Below are 16,220 nucleotides of genomic sequence, written 5' to 3' on the forward strand. Positions count from 1 at the left end.
AGTTTGCGCCCATCAAAACGACTTTGATCGTAGTGCTGCCGCAATCCACGCCCAAATACGCATCTCCGCTGTAGGTGTGGATATCCACCTTAGGCACGCTTGCGCGGGCGTGGCGAGCGGTGAACTCGTCAAATTCCGCTCTGTCTTTGAAAAGCGGCGGCTCGGCTTCCAGCGCGGTCCTGTCGGGCTCCTTTTTTAAAAGCGCGATCGTCTCCTCTAAATTTAACGTCTCGCCCGTATCTTTTGCATACAGCGCGCTGCCGTAAGCCACAAAATAAGGCGCAATGTCGGGAAAGGTCGCGGTTTCGTCGGTGAGCTTTAGCACCTCTTTAAAGCGCGCCTGAAGACCTTTTAGGAAAAACAACGGACCGCCCAAGAATAGGATATTGCCCTTGACTTCGCGACCCTGCGCAAGCCCCGAGATCGTCTGCTCGACGACCGCGGCGTAGATACTAGCGCAAATATCCTCTTTTCTAACGCCCTGATTTAGTAGCGGCTGAATGTCGCTTTTGGCGAACACACCGCAGCGTGAGGCGATCGGATAAATTTTATTTGCCGCAAAGCTTAGGCGGTCGAGCTCCGTGATATCTAGATGCAAAAGGTTGGTCATCTGATCGATAAATGCACCGGTGCCGCCCGCGCACGAGCCGTTCATCCGCTCCTCAAGTCCGCCCGTGAGAAATAAAATTTTAGCATCCTCGCCGCCCAGCTCGATGACGACATCGGTCTTTGGAAACATCCGTTTGACGCCGAGCGAGGTAGCAAAAACCTCCTGGACGAACGGAATTTTACAATTTTTGGCGATACCCATGCCCGCCGAACCCGCTATGGCGACGCTGAATTGCTCGCCTGCATAGGTTTTTTGGATTTGCAAAATTTTATCCAGCACCAGCTCTTTGGGCTTTGCTAGATGCCGCTCGTAGCTCTTGCTTAAAATTTCATATTTTTCGTTTAAAACTACCGTTTTAACAGTGGTTGATCCTACGTCAATGCCTAAAAAAATCACATCTCGCTCTTTACTGAATAAATTTTACTCGGCCGAATTCTCAAATTTAGCGCGAGCTTTCTAAATTAAAATTTGCATTTTATAGTAATATTTTTAAACGCAAATAAAATCAGGATATATTTTATCTTTTTCTATAGAAAAAGTCGATTTTTAGGCAGTTTAAAATTAAAAATTTTAATGGAAAAGTTGTAAAATTTTAGATTTAATGCGAGTAGATTTTGCGCGAAATTTTTTAAAATCTCGCGCATTATAAAAAGAGCTTCCTTTTGAATTGGGAAGCATAAATTTAAAGGATTATTTTCGAAGCTCTTTGATTTTAGCCGCTTTACCGCGTCTGTCGCGTAGGTAAAATAGCTTCGCGCGGCGAACGCGTCCTTTTCTTAGAACCTCGATGCTTTCTATGCTTTCGCTGTAGATCGGGAAAATTCTCTCTACGCCGACGCTATTTGCGCCTATCTTGCGAATGATGAAGGTCTCGCTGACGCCATTTCCACGCCGCGCAATGCAGGTACCTTCAAAATTTTGAATTCTGCTCTTATCACCCTCTTTGATCCTGATGGCTACCTTTAAGGTGTCGCCGGCACGGAAATCAGGCACACTTTTGCTTGTGATCTGAGCGTCCTCAAACGCTTGGATATACTTGTTTTTCATAAATTTCCTTTATTTCTGGCGATCTTTCGGTACATATCCGGGCGGAAGAACCTCGTTTTGCATAGCGCCATTTGATTTTTTAAGCTGCGCATTTTAGCGTGATTACCCTTTAAAAACTCTGAAACTATAGGTAAATTTTCAAAAACATCAGGCTTTGTAAATGCGGGCGCCTCTAAAATTCCGCCTTCAAAGCTTTCTTCGACAAGCGAGCTTTCGTTGCCCAAAACGCCCTTTATGTTGCGACTTATCGCATCGCACATACAAAGCGCGCCGAGCTCGCCTCCGGTAAGAACGAAATCGCCGATACAAAAAATTTCATCTACATACCTTTCGACTATGCGCTCATCGATCCCCTCGTAGCGCCCGCAGATAAAGCATAGGCTCTCTTCGCCGCTTAGACGCTTGGCATCGTTTTGGTTAAATTTTTTACCGGCGGGCGAGAGGTAGATAAACTTGGCGTTTTTAAATTTAGCTCTTACGCGTTCGATCGTTCCGGCAAGCGGCTCCGTGCCGATCAAAAGCCCCGCGCCGCCGCCGATCATATAATCATCTACCTTTTTATACCGATTTGTCGTGAAATTTCGCGGGTTAAAAAAATGCGTCGAGATTATTTTCTTATCGACCGCGCGCTTTAAAATCGAGTCCTCAAAATACGGCGCGATAAGATTTTCAAACAGCGAAACGAAGATAAAATTCATGAGTTTTCCAAAATCGCGCGGGCGTTTTGCGTAAAAATTTTACGCTCGCTAAGCGAAATTTCTTTCACATAGGCGTCCACGTAGGGGATAAAAAATTCTTTCGGCAAAGCCTGCGAGATTAAGCTTTCATCCGTTTCTACCTCAAAAAGATAGCCGCTTCCGATCTGCGATATGTCCTTTACGCGCCCCAAAACCGCGCCGTCTTCATAAATTTCAAGCCCGATAATATCGAAGTAAAAGAACTCTCCCTTTTGTAATTTGCAAAATTTCCGCGTATCCTCTTCGCTACGGTAAAGGATCTGGTTGGTTAAATTTGCCGCTGCCTCTACGCTTTCGTAATTTTTAAAAATAGCGCTAGAATTTGCGCCGCTAAAGGATAGAATTTCTAAAATTTCGCCGTTTCGCAGATAAAATTTGGCGCCTTTTTTAAACTGAGAGGGGAAATCGCTGCGATCGAAAATTTTAACCGCGCCCTTTAGACCGATAGTCCGACCGAGCTTTGCGACCTCTAAAAGATCATCAGGCATCTTTGGCTTTGACGGTAATTTTATAATTGATCGGATCTTTTGCTTTGTAGCCGATGATGACGGTCTTTATGGCGTTTATCATTTTGCCGTCCTTGCCGATGAGTTTGCCGGTATCGGCCTTGTCGGCATAGACGATGATCTCGGTAAAGTTCTCACCGACCCGCTTTTGCGTAGAAACGGACTGCGGGTAGTCGGCGATCAACTTTGCGTATTCTTTTATAAAATTTTCTACCATTTTATTTGCTTGTGATTTGAGCGACCCTATCGCTTAACTTCGCGCCTACGCTCTTCCAGTATGCCAAACGCTCCGCGTCGAATTTGATATTATCGCTATCTTTTAGCGGATTGTAAAAGCCGATCGTCTCGATGAAGCCGCCGTCGCGTCTTTTCCTGCTATCCGTTACCACGATGCGGTAAAAAGGCTGCTTCTTTCTTCCGATTCTTGTAAGCCTAACAACTGTTGCCATTTTTTCTCCTTAAATTTTTGTAAGTTTTAGAACTTGCAGATGGCTAAAACTTAAACATCTGCAAACTCTACCGAGAGGCTATCTCGGTAAATTTTGCCTTTGAGCGATCGAGGCAAGCCCCTGCATGCCGCCCTTGCCCGAAAATTTTTTCGCAAGCTTCGAAGCGCCCGCGAACTGCTTTAAAAAGCGGTTTACTTCCACCTGCGAAAGCCCTGCGCCAGCAGCAAGTCTGCGCTTGCGCGAATTATTTAGCAGATCGGGATTTTCGCGCTCTTTCGGCGTCATAGAATTGATCATCGCTTTGATATGAAGTATCTCTTTTGAGTTTTCCAAATCGATATCTTTTATCTTATTTGCCATGCCGGAAAGCCCGGGGATCATGCCGATTAAATTTTTCATATTGCCGAGCTTTTTCACGCTTTCGAGCTGATTTACGAAATCATTAAAATTAAACTCGCCTTTTTTGATCTTTTTGTTTAGAGCCTTGGCTTCTCTTTCGTCGAAGACGGCGCTTGTTTTCTCGGCTAACGTCGCTAAATCGCCCTCACCCATAATGCGACCTGTAATTCTATCGGGTATAAAGCCCTCCAAATCGGCCACTTTCTCGCCGGTTCCGATAAAGCGAAGCGGGATGCCAAGCTGCTGCGCGATACCAAGAGCTACGCCGCCTTTGGTATCTGCGTCAAATTTGCTTAAGATCACGCCCGTAAGGCCTAAAATTTCATCAAATTTAGCGGCCGTTTTAATGCCGTCTTGACCGCTCATAGCGTCCGCTACGTAAAAAATTTCATGCGGATTTAGAGCTTTTTTCATCTCCGCAAGCTGTGCCATAAGCGCCTCATCGATCGCAAGACGTCCTGCCGTATCTACGAGCAGTACGTCATAAAGCCCGCTCTTAGCCTTGCTTAGCGCTTTTTCCGCAACCCTTAACGGATCGCTCTCGCCCTCGATGAAAAACAGCTCGATCTCATTCGCCTCGCACAGCTGGCGGAGCTGCTCGACCGCAGCTAGGCGCTGCAAGTCGCATGCTGCGACCAAGACCTTTTTTTTACGAAGTTTCAGATAGTTTGCAAGTTTTATCGTGCTTGTGGATTTTCCGCTTCCTTGAAGTCCCGTCATCAAAGCTACCGTAGGAGGCGTGCCGGCAAATACAAACCCCTGACTGCTGCCCCTAGGCGCCGTTAAAATTTTAGTCAAATTTGTCTTGATGGACTGCAAAAACGGCTTCTGCCCTATCGTACCGATACGAAGATCAGCTTCGACGAGCGCCAAAAAATCCTTTACGACTTTGTGGTGCACGTCGGCCTTTAAAAGCGCCTTTTTTAGCGTCTCCAAGGCGTTTTTTAAAGCTTTTTCGTCATCGATTGTTTTTAATTTATTGACCGCGTTTTTAAACGACTCGCTTATGATCTCAAACACTTTGATCCCTTATAAAATTTTTAAACTTGCGATGTTACCTAAAATTAACTTAAAAGCCATTGAATATCAGAGCTCTTTAGGAATTTCAAAGCCGAATTCGTTGAAGCTTTTACCTAGCGGAGCTTTAAATTTTAGCCCCAAAATTTCGGTCTCGTACGAGTGCAAAAACATCCGCTTCGCGCGACTTTTAGCGTATTTTTCATCGCCTATTACGCCGAATCCTGCATTTGCTAGATGCACGCGGATCTGATGCGTCCTGCCCGTCTCGATCCGCACCTTCACGAGCGATTTTTTGCCGCTTACCATAAGCGGATAAACCTCGCTAAATGCGCTCTTGCCGTTTGGCGAAATTTTAGAAAACGCGCCGCTTCTAGTTTTTATCGTCAAAATGGGCTCGTCAAATTTCATCTCTTCGCTCACGATCCCCTTCACGATCGCGATGTAGCTTTTCTTCACACGCAAATTTTTAAACTCCGCAATCGCCGCCTCACGAAATTCCTCGTTCTTATATAGCAGCACGACGCCGCTAGTCTCCTTATCCAGACGGTTTAGAAGCCCAAATTTATAGATTTTTTCCAAATTTTCGCTGCTCATAAAGGGCGGCTTATTGACCGCCAAAACGTTCTCATCCTCGTAAATGATCGCGGGTTTTGCGGGCTTCATCACGCTAAATTTAACATTTTCGCCGAGCATCTCGCGCGCTAGAGCGATCTTTGCGCCGCGCGCGCTCACAAGCCCCGCGTCGATGAGGGCTTTAGCTTCATTGTGCGAGATATTTTCCTGCGCCGCCAGTAGTTTGTAGGCTTTTTCTTGCATTAAATTCTTTCCTTGATTAAATTTTCTATCTCTTGCAGATCGCAAATTTTATCTATCCGCGTGCCCTTTAGCGGCTCTTTTAAAGCGTTTGAAATTTCATTCGCGTCGCACAGAGCGATATTTTGCACGAGCGCGTACAGCGCCTTTTGATTATGAAAAAATCGCCCGCTGATGATCGGTACGCCGAAGCTCGCCGCCTCAATCGGGCTATGTCCGCCGATATTGCGCAAAAAGCTACCGCCCAAGATCACGACGTTTGAAATTTTATAAAAATTCGCTAGCTCGCCAAAGGCATCGAGCAAGATAAAATCACTTTCAAGTCCTGCGCTGTCGCTAAATCGCTCAAAGCTAAGCCCGTGCTCGCGCGCCCAAGCCTTGCAAATTTCACATACCTTTTCGAAGCGCTCCGGGTGCCTCGGCGCCAGGATGATTTTTAGCTTTTGCGGCGTAGTTATTGAAGCTGCCGCGTTCCGTGCGGTAGAATTTAAAGACGTGCCGTTTAAAGGCGCCGTATTCGGCACGGCGGACGAAGCGTCGCTTAAGCTCGCCGCATCCAAAGAAGTTACGTTTAAATTTACCGGCTCGGTCGAGCCCTGCTTGTCGCGAAGCTCAGCCACAGACAAGCTCCTATCGCCATGAGAGCCCATTGTGCGCGGGTATTTTTCGAGAACACTCTGCGAGCTGCGAAATTTTATAAAATCGTTTAAATTCGATAAAATGAGCTCCTCTTCACCCTCGTGGGTGTTTGAGATCGTAAGCACGAAGTTATTTGCGGACGCGGCAGAATAGTCCTTCGTCGCAACGGCGATATTTGCGCTTTTCACGTTGCCCGCGACCTTTATATTTTTTGCGCCGAGCTCCCGCAGCCGCGCCGCATCAAGCTCGCTTTGCGCAAGCACCAGATCGATATTTTCAAACGCTTTGCGATAATAAAGCTTAAAACGCAGATAACTCGCATACGATCGGTCGCTAATGCGCGCATTTAGCAGGATCACGTAGCTTCCGCGCGCCTTGGCGGAACGGATCAAATTTAGCCACAGCTCCGCTTCAAAAATCACCAGCACGCGGCTGCCCGCAAGCCAAAACGGAAGCCAGTTCTCAAACGGCAGGTAGCGAGAGTTCGGCGTAAGCGCGCACGCCGCACCGAAGCCCGTCTGCGTGGTCGTGCTAAGCGCGACACTCTCAAATTTAGAAATTAACGGCGCAAGAGCGTTTACTTCGCCCAGGCTGCAGGCGTGAAAGTGTACCGCGGCGGGGCTAAATTTAGGGTTTTTGTATAGAAAAAATCGCGCCTTCAGGCTCGTGCGGTATTTTTTTTTAAAGCTTAGGATAAAAATAAAAGGCGCAGCGACGAGCCACGCCAAAAACGCCAAGGCGGTGTAGATCACTCGGCTTCTTTATATAAAATTCTGCCGCAATACGGGCAGGTTACGATGTCGTCGCTTTTGATGACCGCAGAATAGGTCTTGTCGCTTATGCGCATAAAGCAGCCGTAGCAGGCCTGTTTACGCACCGGCGAGACCGCCGTATTGCCCGCCCACTTGCGGATCTTTTCGTAGAATGAGACGGTTTTTGGATTCATCGCCTGCATTAGTTTATCGCGCTTGGCGTAGATCGCGCCGCGAGCGACCTCGACCTCGCCCATCTCGGCGCTTACCTGCTCCTGTAAGCTTTTTAGCTCGGCTTCAAATGCCTCTTGCTTCTCGCTCTGCTCTTTTACGAGCGCTTCCTTTGCGGCCACGATCTTTTCTAGCCTTTCGATCTCCTCGTTTGTGGCTTCGAGCTGCTCTTTTGCGATATCCTCTTCGACGCTAAGGGCTTTGATCTCTTTTTCAGTCTTTGCCGCGCCGCTTTTTTTACCCGTGCTTTTTAGCTTGGACGAAAAGGCGCTCAGCTGCGCGTTTGCTTGTAAAATTTGAGATTTTAGCTCGGCGATCTCCGAATTTAGAGTTTCGATCTGTTCCTTCGCGCCGTTTATTTCAGTGCTTTTTTTACTCAGCTTCTCCTGTGCGGCCTCGATTTTAGGCTTAAATCCGTCCAGCTGCTTATCGAATTCGCAAAGCTCTACCAATTGGCTTAAATATTTGTTCATCTTCTTCCTTTAATAATACGTAAATGGATTTTTTTGCTCGCTTATTATAACTTCAATTTCGCTTTTTTGCAAGAAAGGTGTGAGCGCGCGCCCAAAATAGCGCTCACTTTCAAAATGATTTATGTCGATCAAACTCACGCCGTTTTCTAAATTTTGAAGCGCGGCGTGATATTTTATATCGCCCGTGATAAAGCAATCCACACCTAAGCTTTGATTTAGTTCGCTTCCGCTGCCGGTGCAAAGCGCGATATTTCGGATAAAATTTTTCGTCTTTACGGCGCGCAGATGCTCGATGCCAAGCTTGCGCTTTATCTGTGCGCACAGCTGCTCAAAGCTCAAATCCGCGCGCATGAAAACCAAAAAATCCCGCTCGCCCGTAATTTCAAATTTTAAAATTTCGTGCGCTACGAACCCGTTTAAAACGTGCTTGTCAAAGTTCGTATGCATCGCGATGAGAGAGATGTTTTTGCGGATCATCTCATAGATCAAATTTGCAGGATATAGCCGCGGATCGAGCGATTTTAGCGGGCTAAAAATCAGCGGGTGGTGCACCACGAAAAGCGAGCCTGCCTCCGCCTCGCGTACCAGCTCGCTAGTAACGTCGAGGCTTAGATAGATTTTTGAAATTTCATCATCCAAGTTTCCGAGCATTAGCCCGCTATTATCCCACGCCTCAGCGTCGCAAAAGGGCGCGGCGGCGTTTAAAATTTCATAAATTTCGCCCGTTTTCATAAATCCTACTTTGCGCTTTCATCCGCTTTGTCTGCGGCGTTTTGCTTGCCGTGAGCGTTTTGCTTGCCGTGAGCGTTTTTTAAATTTGCGCCCGCCGTGCCGCAAAGCTCGGCGACATATTTTTGCGGATCTGCGTAGCAAAGCGCGCAGTTTTTGGCAAGATCGCGGATCTTTAAAATATAATCCTGCCTCTGCGTGACCGAGATCGCGCCGCGCGCGTCAAGGACGTTGAACGTGTGCGCCGCGAGCATGCAGTAGTCATACGCAGGAAGCGCCAGACCGTACTTTAGGATACTTTTGCACTCGCCGAAACAGTTTTCAAACTGATTAAAAAGCATCGCGGTGTCCGCAAGCTCAAAGTTGTATTTGCTAAACTCGAACTCGCCCCTTTTATGCACATCGCCGTAGGTTACTAGCCCCGCTTTATCGTCCCAGACAATGTCGTAAACGTCGCCTTTGTTTTGCAGATACATCGCCAAGCGCTCAAGCCCGTAGGTGATCTCGCCGCTAATTAGCTCGCACGTGATACCGCCTACCTGCTGAAAATAGGTAAACTGCGTCACCTCCATGCCGTCCAGCCAAACCTCCCAGCCAAGCCCCCAGGCTCCTAGCGTCGGGCTCTCCCAGTTGTCTTCTACGAAGCGGATATCGTGGCTTTTAAGATCTAGCCCGAGCTTTTCCAAACTTTTTAGATAGAGCTCTTGGATATTATCCGGGCTCGGTTTTAAGATCACCTGAAACTGATAATACGCGCCGAGGCGGTTTGGGTTTTCGCCGTAGCGCCCGTCTGTTGGGCGACGCGAGGGCGCGACGTATGCAGCGCGCCACGGCTTACTTCCTAAGCTGCGCAAAAAGGTAGCCTGATGATAGGTGCCTGCGCCTGCGGGCATATCGTAGGGCTGAACGAGCAAGCAGCCCTGCTCGTGCCAGTAGTTTTGAAGCGTCAAAATAATCTGTGAAAACGTCATTTTTATCCTTTTATCGATATGTAAATTTAAATTTTATCTTCCAAGCGCTTTTCAAAGTCCGTTTTAAAGGCTCTTTGAAGTTTTGAGCTTTCAAAAAATTTCCAAATTCCGGTCCAGTATTCACCAGCTCTCGTAGGCTCGTTCGCAAAATCAAAAACCGCGTAATCGCCCGCTTCGATACATAATTTTTCGCAGGTTTCATCGTGCTCATTTTTGCGGCACTGATTTATGGATTTGCAAGCTTCGTCGTGGCTTTCTTTATAGCGCCTCTCCTGCGAGCAAGTGCCTATTAGCATGGAGTATTCGCCCTGTGCGCCGTTTTCATAGTCGTAATACGCAGCATAAATTTCGTTTTTCTCGGCGCTGCTTCTGCTAGCGTTAAATTTTAAAAACTCGCCCCACAAATTTGCGATCACCCCTCGCCCGCTAATCTCATCTGCGTTATTCGTGCGAGCCTTTAGCCCACAAATTTCAAAGCCTTCGCTCAATTTTAAAATTTTCATAGATTAATCTTCAAGCAGCACTTCGATCTGCTCGGAGTCCTTTTTCAGCGCCTCCGCTTTTGCCGCGCGATCCGCCTTTAGCTTCGAGCTTAGCACCTCGTCGCTTAAAGCTAAAATTTGCACCGCTAGATACGCCGCGTTTTTTGCGCCCGCCTTGCCGATCGCAAGCGTCGCGACGGGGATACCCGCAGGCATCTGCACGGTCGAATACAGCGCATCTACGCCGCTAAGCGCGCTACCGCCGAGCGGGACGCCAAGCACCGGCTTGGTCGTATTCGCAGCGACCGCGCCCGCAAGATGCGCCGCCATGCCCGCCGCGCAGATGAAAACCTGCGCGCCCTTTTTCTCGGCGTCCGCGACGTATTTGGCCGTACGGGCGGGGCTTCGGTGCGCCGAAGATACGATCATCTCGTACGCCGCGCCAAATTCATTTAAAATTTTAGCCGCCTCGTAAACGACCTCGTAATCGCTCTTTGAGCCCATTATTATAGAAACAAATTTCATCCTATCTCCTTTCTTAAAAAGCAAAAATCCGCGAGCTTCGCAGGCAGCTTAATCTCATTTAGATTGCCGCTGTGAATCTCGCTAAATTCCTTACCGCTGCGGCTTTGCAGCTTCTTAAATTTTAAATATGGCTTGCCGTCAAGCTCAAAAATTTCGCCAATTTCATTATCGCAAGGGCAAATTTCAAAGCCGCGCGGAGCGAAAATTTCATACGAAACGCCTGGCAAAATTTTATCTTTGACGCTTATAAACTCGCCGTCCTGCGAAATCGCGCAGACCTGATGAGTGCCAAGCTCGATGCTGCGGTCTAAATTTTGCGTATCGGCGCGCTCGTACGGGCGCTTTATCAAATATCCGTCGCTAAAGCCGCGGTTTTTAAGCGTCGCAATCTCGCGCTCGTAAACACGGGCCTCAAATTTATCGCTCGCGGCATCGTCGATCGCCGCGCGGTAGGCGTTCGTGGCGCATGCGACGTAGTATTCGCTCTTGGTGCGCCCTTCGATTTTGAAGCTGTCGATCGCACCCGTTTGCATGATCTTTTGCACATGCGAAATGAGGCTAAGATCCTTCGCGTTCATTACGAAAGTGCCCTCTCCTTCGCGCTCTTGCAAGCGGAAAAGCGCGCTGGTTTCGGGATTTTTCGCATAAAGCTCATAGTTAAATCTACAGTCGTTCGCGCAGCTTCCGCGGTTGCTGAAGCGTCCGCTTTGCACCGCGCTTACGAGACAGCGCCCGCTGTATGCGAAACACATCGAGCCGTGCACGAAAATTTCGATCTCTAAGTTTGGAATTTTATCTTTGATCTCTATAGCGTCTTTGAGCGTCATTTCGCGCGCTGCGACGATGCGAACGGCGCCGAGCTCCGCCCAAACCTGCGCATCCAGATAATTTAGCACGTTGGCTTGGGTAGAGACGTGAATCGGAATCTCAGGCGCTACGGCTCGAGCGAGGCTCGCAACGCCCAAAGTGGCGATTAAAATTCCATCCACGCGCAGATCGCGAAGAAATTCCAAATGCCTTTCGATGTTTCCTAGCTGGCCGTTGGTCGCAAAGCCGTTTACGGTCGCGTAGAGCTTCTTGCCGCGCTCGTGCGCGTATGCGACGCCCTGCGCGAAGCTTTCCTTGCTAAATTCCTTCGCGCTTCGTTGGCGTAGCGAAAATGAGCCCGTGCTTGCATACACGGCGTCCGCGCCGTAAGCCAGGGCGATTTTTAGTTTCGTTAAATTCCCAGCAGGAGCTAAGAGTTCGGGTTTTTTCAAATACATTCCTAGTGATTTTTTAAGCGCGATTTTACTACAATTTAGCCAAAATTTTATTTAAGGAGCAGTTGATGCGAGCCGATCTGCACAACCACACCTATCTTTGCAACCACGCTAGCGGCGAGCCGCGACAGTATTTGGAAGCGGCGGTCGCACGAGGCATAGAAATTTTCGGCTTTGCGGATCACGCGCCGATGAACTTCGATCAAAAATACCGAATGAGCTTCGAGCAGATGGAGCTTTACGAGCGGATGATTAGGGATCTGCGAGATGAGTTTAGCGGGCGGATCGACGTGCGGCTGGGATACGAGGTCGATTTTATGACGAAAAAAGAGCTAATGGATGAGCGGATTTTCGCGCGCAAGCTCGATTATCTCATCGGTTCGGTACATTTTTTAAACAACTGGGGCTTTGATAACGAGGAATTTTTAGATCAGTGGAGCGGGCGCGAAATAGACGACGTTTATCGCGAATACTTTGCGCTGATCTGCGCGCTGTGCAAAAGCGGAAAATTTGACATTTTAGGGCATATGGATCTGATTAAAATTTTTAAATTTACTCCGAAAAAAGATATCAGAGTTTTAGCAGGCGGCGCGATAAATGCGATCAAAAAAAGCGGCATCGTCGTGGAGCTAAACTCCGCGGGGCTTCGCAAGCCCGCGAATGAAATTTATCCAAGCGACGCGCTTTTGCAGATGCTAGCGGATGCAGACGTGCCGATCACGCTTAGCTCGGACGCGCACTCGGTAGCTCAAGTAGCGCTAAATTACGATAAAATTTACGCCAAAGCGTGCGAGTTTGGCTACGATAAGATCGCCGTTTTCAAAAATCGCGAGCGGCAGTTTGTAAAGCTGGCGTAAATTTTAACGGCAGCCGCTCTATGCTAAATTTAAAAGGCACGGACGGCGAGAAATTTTAAAATTTCAAAATCTTCGGCGGCGTAAAATTTTAAAAATCGCGGCGCGCAAAACGGCGCAGATAAAGTCGAATTTCAACTAAATAATGTTAAAATCCGCCGTTAAATTTAGCTCGAATACGGGCGGAAAAAAGGAAAAAATATGGGAAAATTTGTTAATGACGTGAAGGAATTTTTTAAATTTTGCGATGAAAATGAGGTCGAGTTCGTGGATTTTAGATTTACCGATCTAAAAGGTACCTGGCACCACGTCGCTTACAACTACAAGCGCTTGCCGAAGGACTTCGCCGACGGAATTCCATTTGACGCGAGCTCGGTAGCGGCGTGGCAGCCGATCGATAAATCCGATATGATGCTAAAGCCCGACGTGCAAACGGCGTTTTTGGATCCATTCACCGCTGACGTGACGATCATCGTCATCTGCGACGTTTACGACATCTACAAAAACGAGCTTTACGAAAAATGCCCGCGCTCGATCGCCAAAAAAGCCGAGCAATTTCTGCAAACCACGGGTCTTGGAGATACCTGCTACTTCGGACCGGAGAATGAGTTTTTCGTTTTCGACGACGTAAAGATCATCGACGATATGAACTGCGCGATGTTTAAGGTAGATACCGAAGAGGGGCATTGGAACAGCGGCAAAAACTACAAAGACGGCTTTAATAGCGGCCACCGCCCGGGCGTAAAGGGCGGCTACTTCCCCGTCCAGCCCGTCGATTCGATGGTCGATCTGCGCGCCGAGATGCTAAAGGTGCTTGAACAGATCGGGCTTGAGACCTTCATCTGTCACCACGAAGTAGCGCAAGGCCAGGGCGAGATCGGCGTCAAATACGGCACTCTCGTCGAGGCTGCCGACAACGTGCAAAAATACAAATACGTCGTAAAGATGGTCGCGCACCTAAACGGCAAGACCGCGACCTTTATGCCGAAGCCGCTCTACGGCGATAACGGCAGCGGAATGCACGTGCACCAATCGATCTGGAAAAAGGGCAAAAACACCTTCTATAAAAAGGGCAACTACGCAAATTTAAGCGACGCGGCGAGATGGTATATCGGCGGCGTGCTAAAGCATGCGCGTAGCGTCGCGGCGTTTACGAACCCGAGCACCAACAGCTACAAGCGCCTGATACCCGGCTTTGAGGCGCCGTCCATTCTAACTTATTCGAGCCAAAACCGCTCCGCTTCGATCCGCATCCCTTATGGCAGCGGCGAGCACTCGGTGCGCGCGGAGATGCGCTTTCCTGATAGCACCGCGTGCCCGTATTTAGCGTTTGCGGCGATGCTGATGGCGGGCATCGACGGTATCAAAAACAAAACCGAGCCGGTGGGGCCGATGGATGAAAATTTATTCAAGCTGCACCTGGATGAAATCCGCGAGCGCGGCATCGAGCAGCTTCCGCACACGCTTCGCGGCAGCCTAGAGGCGGTGATCCGCGACAACGAGTATCTGCGCCCGATAATGAGCGAGCTTTTTATCGAGACCTATCAGCATTTCAAATTTGAAACGCAGGTTTGGCCTTACGAGGCGCGCCCTACGCCGTTTGAGTTTGCGACGAACTATTCGTGCTAAGACGGGCTTATCTTATGCCGCAATGCCGAAAAATTTGACTGGGCAGTGCGGCATAAGGCCTTGGAATTTTAAAATTTCGCCGCACAAAAGTTTTTAAAATTCTACCGCATGCGCGAACTTAAATGCCGTCCGTGAAGCTTCAACTCTTTTACCGCAAACGTGAAATTTTATACTTTCTGCTCATTTTGCTTGGAATTTTATCGATAAACTTAGGCGTGAAATTTTATGAATTCAAAGAATTTCGCGCGAAAAACTACGCCTTTTACGACGCGCAAATTTTAAACGCCTACGCCAAAACGAACGAGCGCGGCCGCACCTACACGGTGCTAAAGCTCAAAACGGCGGATTTCACCCTCTACACGACTGCCGGGCTCGGGCGGGAATTTCACCGCTTCGCGCGCATAAATATCGGCATCGTAACGAAAAACGTAAAATTTTTAGATTTTTTAAAGCAGCGCTTTTACGCGCCAAATTTTAAAATTTCAGCCGAGACCGCGCCCTCCGGAGCAAAATGGCGCGCGATAAGCTTCGTTCGCGCTCAGCACGAAGATGAGATGACGGCGGATCTTTACTCCGCGCTGTATTTTGCGACCGAAATTTCAAAACCGCTGCGCGCCAGCGTGACGAACTGGGGCATAGCGCATATCATCTCGATCAGCGGCTTTCATCTGGGCATTATCTTTAGCACGGTCTTTCTGCTCGCAATGCCGATCTACCGCTATTTTCAGGATCGCTACTTTCCGTATCGCAGCGCCAAGCGCGATCTTAGCGTCTTTGTGATCGTGCTGATGAGCGGGTATCTCTTCGTGCTTGATTTTACGCCGAGCTTTCTGCGCTCGCTTGCGATGTGCTGCGTGGGGTTTTACCTTGCGATGCGAAATTTCTACGTACTTAAATTTACGAACCTCTTTCTCACCATCGCGCTTCTGCTTGCGTTTTTCCCACACCTGGCCTTTTCGATCGGATTTTATTTCTCCTGCCTCGGCGTGCTGTATATCTTCCTCTACCTGCACCACTTCGCGCCTAAATTTAAGCTCTGGCAGAACGTCATACTTTTCAACCTCTACGTTTGGCTCAGCATGAACGCGGCGGTCTATTTTTTCTTCCCGACCGCTTCGCTACAGCAGCTTAGCGTAATGCCGCTAGGATACGTGTTTGTGATCTTTTATCCGCTAAGTATCTTTTTGCATCTATTCGGGCTCGGCGGCGCGCTCGATACGCCGCTGCTTGCGTTTTTAAACTTTGCTCTACCGAGCTTTCAGGCGCAAATTCCGCCGCTTCTTTTCGCGCTCGCAAACATCTGCGCGCTTGCTGCGATTAAGCTTCAATACGCGGCACTTGCATGCGCGATAATCGGAATTTCGCCGATATTTTTTATAACGTAGCGCGCGAAAATTCCAGTGGGAATTTTATCCGTTGGAATTTTATGCTAAAATCGCGCTTCAAATCTCACAAAGGATCAAAATGTTTATTGCAAACCTCACCTACGTTAAAGAAATTAGCGAAATCGATCGCTTCATCAACGAGCACAACGCGTTTTTAGACCGATTTTATGCGGCAAATAAATTTATCTGCTCGGGGCGCAAAGTCCCTCGCACCGGCGGCATCATCTTAATCAACGCCAAAGACCGCGCGGAGCTTGATGAGATCATCGCGCAAGATCCGTTCTTTCAAAACGGCGTCGCAAAATATGAGATCATAGAATTCGCGCCGACGAAATTTGCGCCCGAGTTTTGGCGGCTTTTCGGCGAATAGAAGCTTGCGCGGGTTAAATTTTAAAATTTACGCGCTCAAAATACGCCTCTGAAATTTAGCCGTTTTGCGCGAGATAAAATTCCCGCTAAATTTAAAAGCCGGTCGCAGCGGTAAATTTAGATAAGCTTAAAACCGAAATTATACAAAACGGCGAAATTTAAAGGAGATTTTATGCGGATAAAACTGCGGCTCGCAACGCCGCAAGATGCGGAGGCACTGCTTGAAATTTACGCGCCTTACGTAAAGCAAACGGCGATCAGCTTCGAATACGACGTGCCCGGCGCCACGGAATTTGCGGGGCGAATCGAACAGACGCTGCAAAGATACCCCTATCTGC

19 protein-coding genes are annotated in these 16,220 nt (G+C 48.4%); 4 read left to right on the top strand and 15 right to left on the bottom strand.

All coding sequences use genetic code 11. From position 1 onward, the window contains the following. From Q0277_RS04415 to Q0277_RS04485, 15 genes are all read right to left on the bottom strand, one after another. Positions 1-1,006, bottom strand: a 1,006-nt coding sequence (locus tag Q0277_RS04415) for a BadF/BadG/BcrA/BcrD ATPase family protein (RefSeq protein ID WP_297995970.1), incomplete at its 3' end; no start/stop codon positions are given. A 294-nt stretch (positions 1,007-1,300) separates the two neighbouring features. Beyond that, positions 1,301-1,657 (bottom strand): 50S ribosomal protein L19, encoded by a 357-nt coding sequence (rplS, locus tag Q0277_RS04420; protein WP_005873155.1) that lies wholly within the window; start codon positions 1,655-1,657, stop codon positions 1,301-1,303. Continuing rightward, a complete protein-coding gene (gene trmD / locus Q0277_RS04425) occupies positions 1,654-2,355 on the bottom strand; it encodes a tRNA (guanosine(37)-N1)-methyltransferase TrmD (protein ID WP_297995972.1) in 702 nt (233 codons plus the stop codon). Before trmD ends, rplS begins: the two co-directional genes overlap by 4 nt. Beyond that, positions 2,352-2,882: a ribosome maturation factor RimM gene (gene rimM / locus Q0277_RS04430; RefSeq protein ID WP_297995975.1), complete on the bottom strand. Its 531-nt coding sequence runs from the start codon at positions 2,880-2,882 to the stop codon at positions 2,352-2,354. Before rimM ends, trmD begins: the two co-directional genes overlap by 4 nt. Next, positions 2,875-3,117 carry a KH domain-containing protein gene (locus Q0277_RS04435; protein ID WP_005873158.1) on the bottom strand — a complete coding sequence of 81 codons (243 nt, stop codon included), beginning with the start codon at positions 3,115-3,117 and terminating at the stop codon, positions 2,875-2,877. The genes rimM and Q0277_RS04435 overlap by 8 nt, the downstream gene beginning before the upstream one ends. Position 3,118: 1 nt before the next feature. After that, entirely contained in the window at positions 3,119-3,349 is a 231-nt protein-coding gene (gene rpsP, locus Q0277_RS04440) for a 30S ribosomal protein S16 (RefSeq protein WP_005873159.1), read from the bottom strand. Positions 3,350-3,427: 78 nt separating this feature from the next. Then, positions 3,428-4,768, bottom strand: a complete 1,341-nt coding sequence (gene ffh, locus Q0277_RS04445; protein ID WP_297995977.1) for a signal recognition particle protein — start codon at positions 4,766-4,768, stop codon at positions 3,428-3,430. Between the two features lie 66 nt (positions 4,769-4,834). Next, positions 4,835-5,584, bottom strand: coding sequence for an RluA family pseudouridine synthase (locus Q0277_RS04450; protein ID WP_297995979.1), 750 nt, complete (start codon positions 5,582-5,584; stop codon positions 4,835-4,837). Beyond that, positions 5,584-6,972: a 3-deoxy-D-manno-octulosonic acid transferase gene (locus tag Q0277_RS04455; protein ID WP_297995980.1), complete on the bottom strand. Its 1,389-nt coding sequence runs from the start codon at positions 6,970-6,972 to the stop codon at positions 5,584-5,586. The genes Q0277_RS04450 and Q0277_RS04455 overlap by 1 nt, the downstream gene beginning before the upstream one ends. Beyond that, positions 6,969-7,676, bottom strand: a complete 708-nt coding sequence (locus Q0277_RS04460) for a zinc ribbon domain-containing protein (protein WP_297995982.1) — start codon at positions 7,674-7,676, stop codon at positions 6,969-6,971. Before Q0277_RS04460 ends, Q0277_RS04455 begins: the two co-directional genes overlap by 4 nt. Before the next feature lie 9 nt (positions 7,677-7,685). Next, positions 7,686-8,408, bottom strand: coding sequence for a Nif3-like dinuclear metal center hexameric protein (locus Q0277_RS04465; protein WP_297995984.1), 723 nt, complete (start codon positions 8,406-8,408; stop codon positions 7,686-7,688). A gap of 5 nt (positions 8,409-8,413) precedes the next feature. After that, positions 8,414-9,376 (bottom strand): glycine--tRNA ligase subunit alpha, encoded by a 963-nt coding sequence (gene glyQ, locus Q0277_RS04470; RefSeq protein WP_297995987.1) that lies wholly within the window; start codon positions 9,374-9,376, stop codon positions 8,414-8,416. Between the two features lie 26 nt (positions 9,377-9,402). Beyond that, a complete protein-coding gene (locus Q0277_RS04475) occupies positions 9,403-9,879 on the bottom strand; it encodes a GyrI-like domain-containing protein (protein WP_297995989.1) in 477 nt (158 codons plus the stop codon). A 3-nt stretch (positions 9,880-9,882) separates the two neighbouring features. After that, positions 9,883-10,383: a 5-(carboxyamino)imidazole ribonucleotide mutase gene (gene purE / locus Q0277_RS04480; RefSeq protein WP_297995991.1), complete on the bottom strand. Its 501-nt coding sequence runs from the start codon at positions 10,381-10,383 to the stop codon at positions 9,883-9,885. Continuing rightward, positions 10,380-11,642 carry a peptidase U32 family protein gene (locus Q0277_RS04485; RefSeq protein ID WP_297995994.1) on the bottom strand — a complete coding sequence of 421 codons (1,263 nt, stop codon included), beginning with the start codon at positions 11,640-11,642 and terminating at the stop codon, positions 10,380-10,382. Before Q0277_RS04485 ends, purE begins: the two co-directional genes overlap by 4 nt. Before the next feature lie 71 nt (positions 11,643-11,713). On the opposite strand from Q0277_RS04485, the gene Q0277_RS04490 reads away from it, so the two are divergent. From Q0277_RS04490 to Q0277_RS04505, 4 genes are all read left to right on the top strand, one after another. Further along, entirely contained in the window at positions 11,714-12,502 is a 789-nt protein-coding gene (locus tag Q0277_RS04490; protein ID WP_297995996.1) for a histidinol-phosphatase, read from the top strand. A gap of 198 nt (positions 12,503-12,700) precedes the next feature. After that, positions 12,701-14,128: a type I glutamate--ammonia ligase gene (gene glnA, locus Q0277_RS04495; RefSeq protein WP_297881244.1), complete on the top strand. Its 1,428-nt coding sequence runs from the start codon at positions 12,701-12,703 to the stop codon at positions 14,126-14,128. Positions 14,129-14,250: 122 nt separating this feature from the next. After that, entirely contained in the window at positions 14,251-15,513 is a 1,263-nt protein-coding gene (locus Q0277_RS04500) for a ComEC/Rec2 family competence protein (RefSeq protein WP_297995998.1), read from the top strand. A gap of 79 nt (positions 15,514-15,592) precedes the next feature. Then, positions 15,593-15,883 carry a YciI family protein gene (locus Q0277_RS04505; RefSeq protein ID WP_297996000.1) on the top strand — a complete coding sequence of 97 codons (291 nt, stop codon included), beginning with the start codon at positions 15,593-15,595 and terminating at the stop codon, positions 15,881-15,883. Positions 15,884-16,220 lie beyond the last annotated feature (337 nt).

This window comes from uncultured Campylobacter sp. (assembly GCF_938030815.1).
Classification (GTDB): Bacteria; Campylobacterota; Campylobacteria; order Campylobacterales; family Campylobacteraceae; genus Campylobacter_B.

Bases quoted from the DNA above. Each gene is read 5' to 3' on its own strand.
- glyQ (WP_297995987.1), bottom strand. From the start codon at position 9,376: ATGACGTTTTCACAGATTATTTTGACGCTTCAAAACTACTGGCACGAG.
- Q0277_RS04490 (WP_297995996.1), top strand. From the start codon at position 11,714: ATGCGAGCCGATCTGCACAACCACACCTATCTTTGCAACCACGCTAGC.
- rpsP (WP_005873159.1), bottom strand. From the start codon at position 3,349: ATGGCAACAGTTGTTAGGCTTACAAGAATCGGAAGAAAGAAGCAGCCT.
- Q0277_RS04505 (WP_297996000.1), top strand. From the start codon at position 15,593: ATGTTTATTGCAAACCTCACCTACGTTAAAGAAATTAGCGAAATCGAT.
- Q0277_RS04435 (WP_005873158.1), bottom strand. From the start codon at position 3,117: ATGGTAGAAAATTTTATAAAAGAATACGCAAAGTTGATCGCCGACTAC.
- Q0277_RS04500 (WP_297995998.1), top strand. From the start codon at position 14,251: ATGCCGTCCGTGAAGCTTCAACTCTTTTACCGCAAACGTGAAATTTTA.
- glnA (WP_297881244.1), top strand. From the start codon at position 12,701: ATGGGAAAATTTGTTAATGACGTGAAGGAATTTTTTAAATTTTGCGAT.
- purE (WP_297995991.1), bottom strand. From the start codon at position 10,383: ATGAAATTTGTTTCTATAATAATGGGCTCAAAGAGCGATTACGAGGTC.
- rimM (WP_297995975.1), bottom strand. From the start codon at position 2,882: ATGCCTGATGATCTTTTAGAGGTCGCAAAGCTCGGTCGGACTATCGGT.
- Q0277_RS04465 (WP_297995984.1), bottom strand. From the start codon at position 8,408: ATGAAAACGGGCGAAATTTATGAAATTTTAAACGCCGCCGCGCCCTTT.
- Q0277_RS04450 (WP_297995979.1), bottom strand. From the start codon at position 5,584: ATGCAAGAAAAAGCCTACAAACTACTGGCGGCGCAGGAAAATATCTCG.
- Q0277_RS04475 (WP_297995989.1), bottom strand. From the start codon at position 9,879: ATGAAAATTTTAAAATTGAGCGAAGGCTTTGAAATTTGTGGGCTAAAG.
- Q0277_RS04460 (WP_297995982.1), bottom strand. From the start codon at position 7,676: ATGAACAAATATTTAAGCCAATTGGTAGAGCTTTGCGAATTCGATAAG.
- trmD (WP_297995972.1), bottom strand. From the start codon at position 2,355: ATGAATTTTATCTTCGTTTCGCTGTTTGAAAATCTTATCGCGCCGTAT.
- rplS (WP_005873155.1), bottom strand. From the start codon at position 1,657: ATGAAAAACAAGTATATCCAAGCGTTTGAGGACGCTCAGATCACAAGC.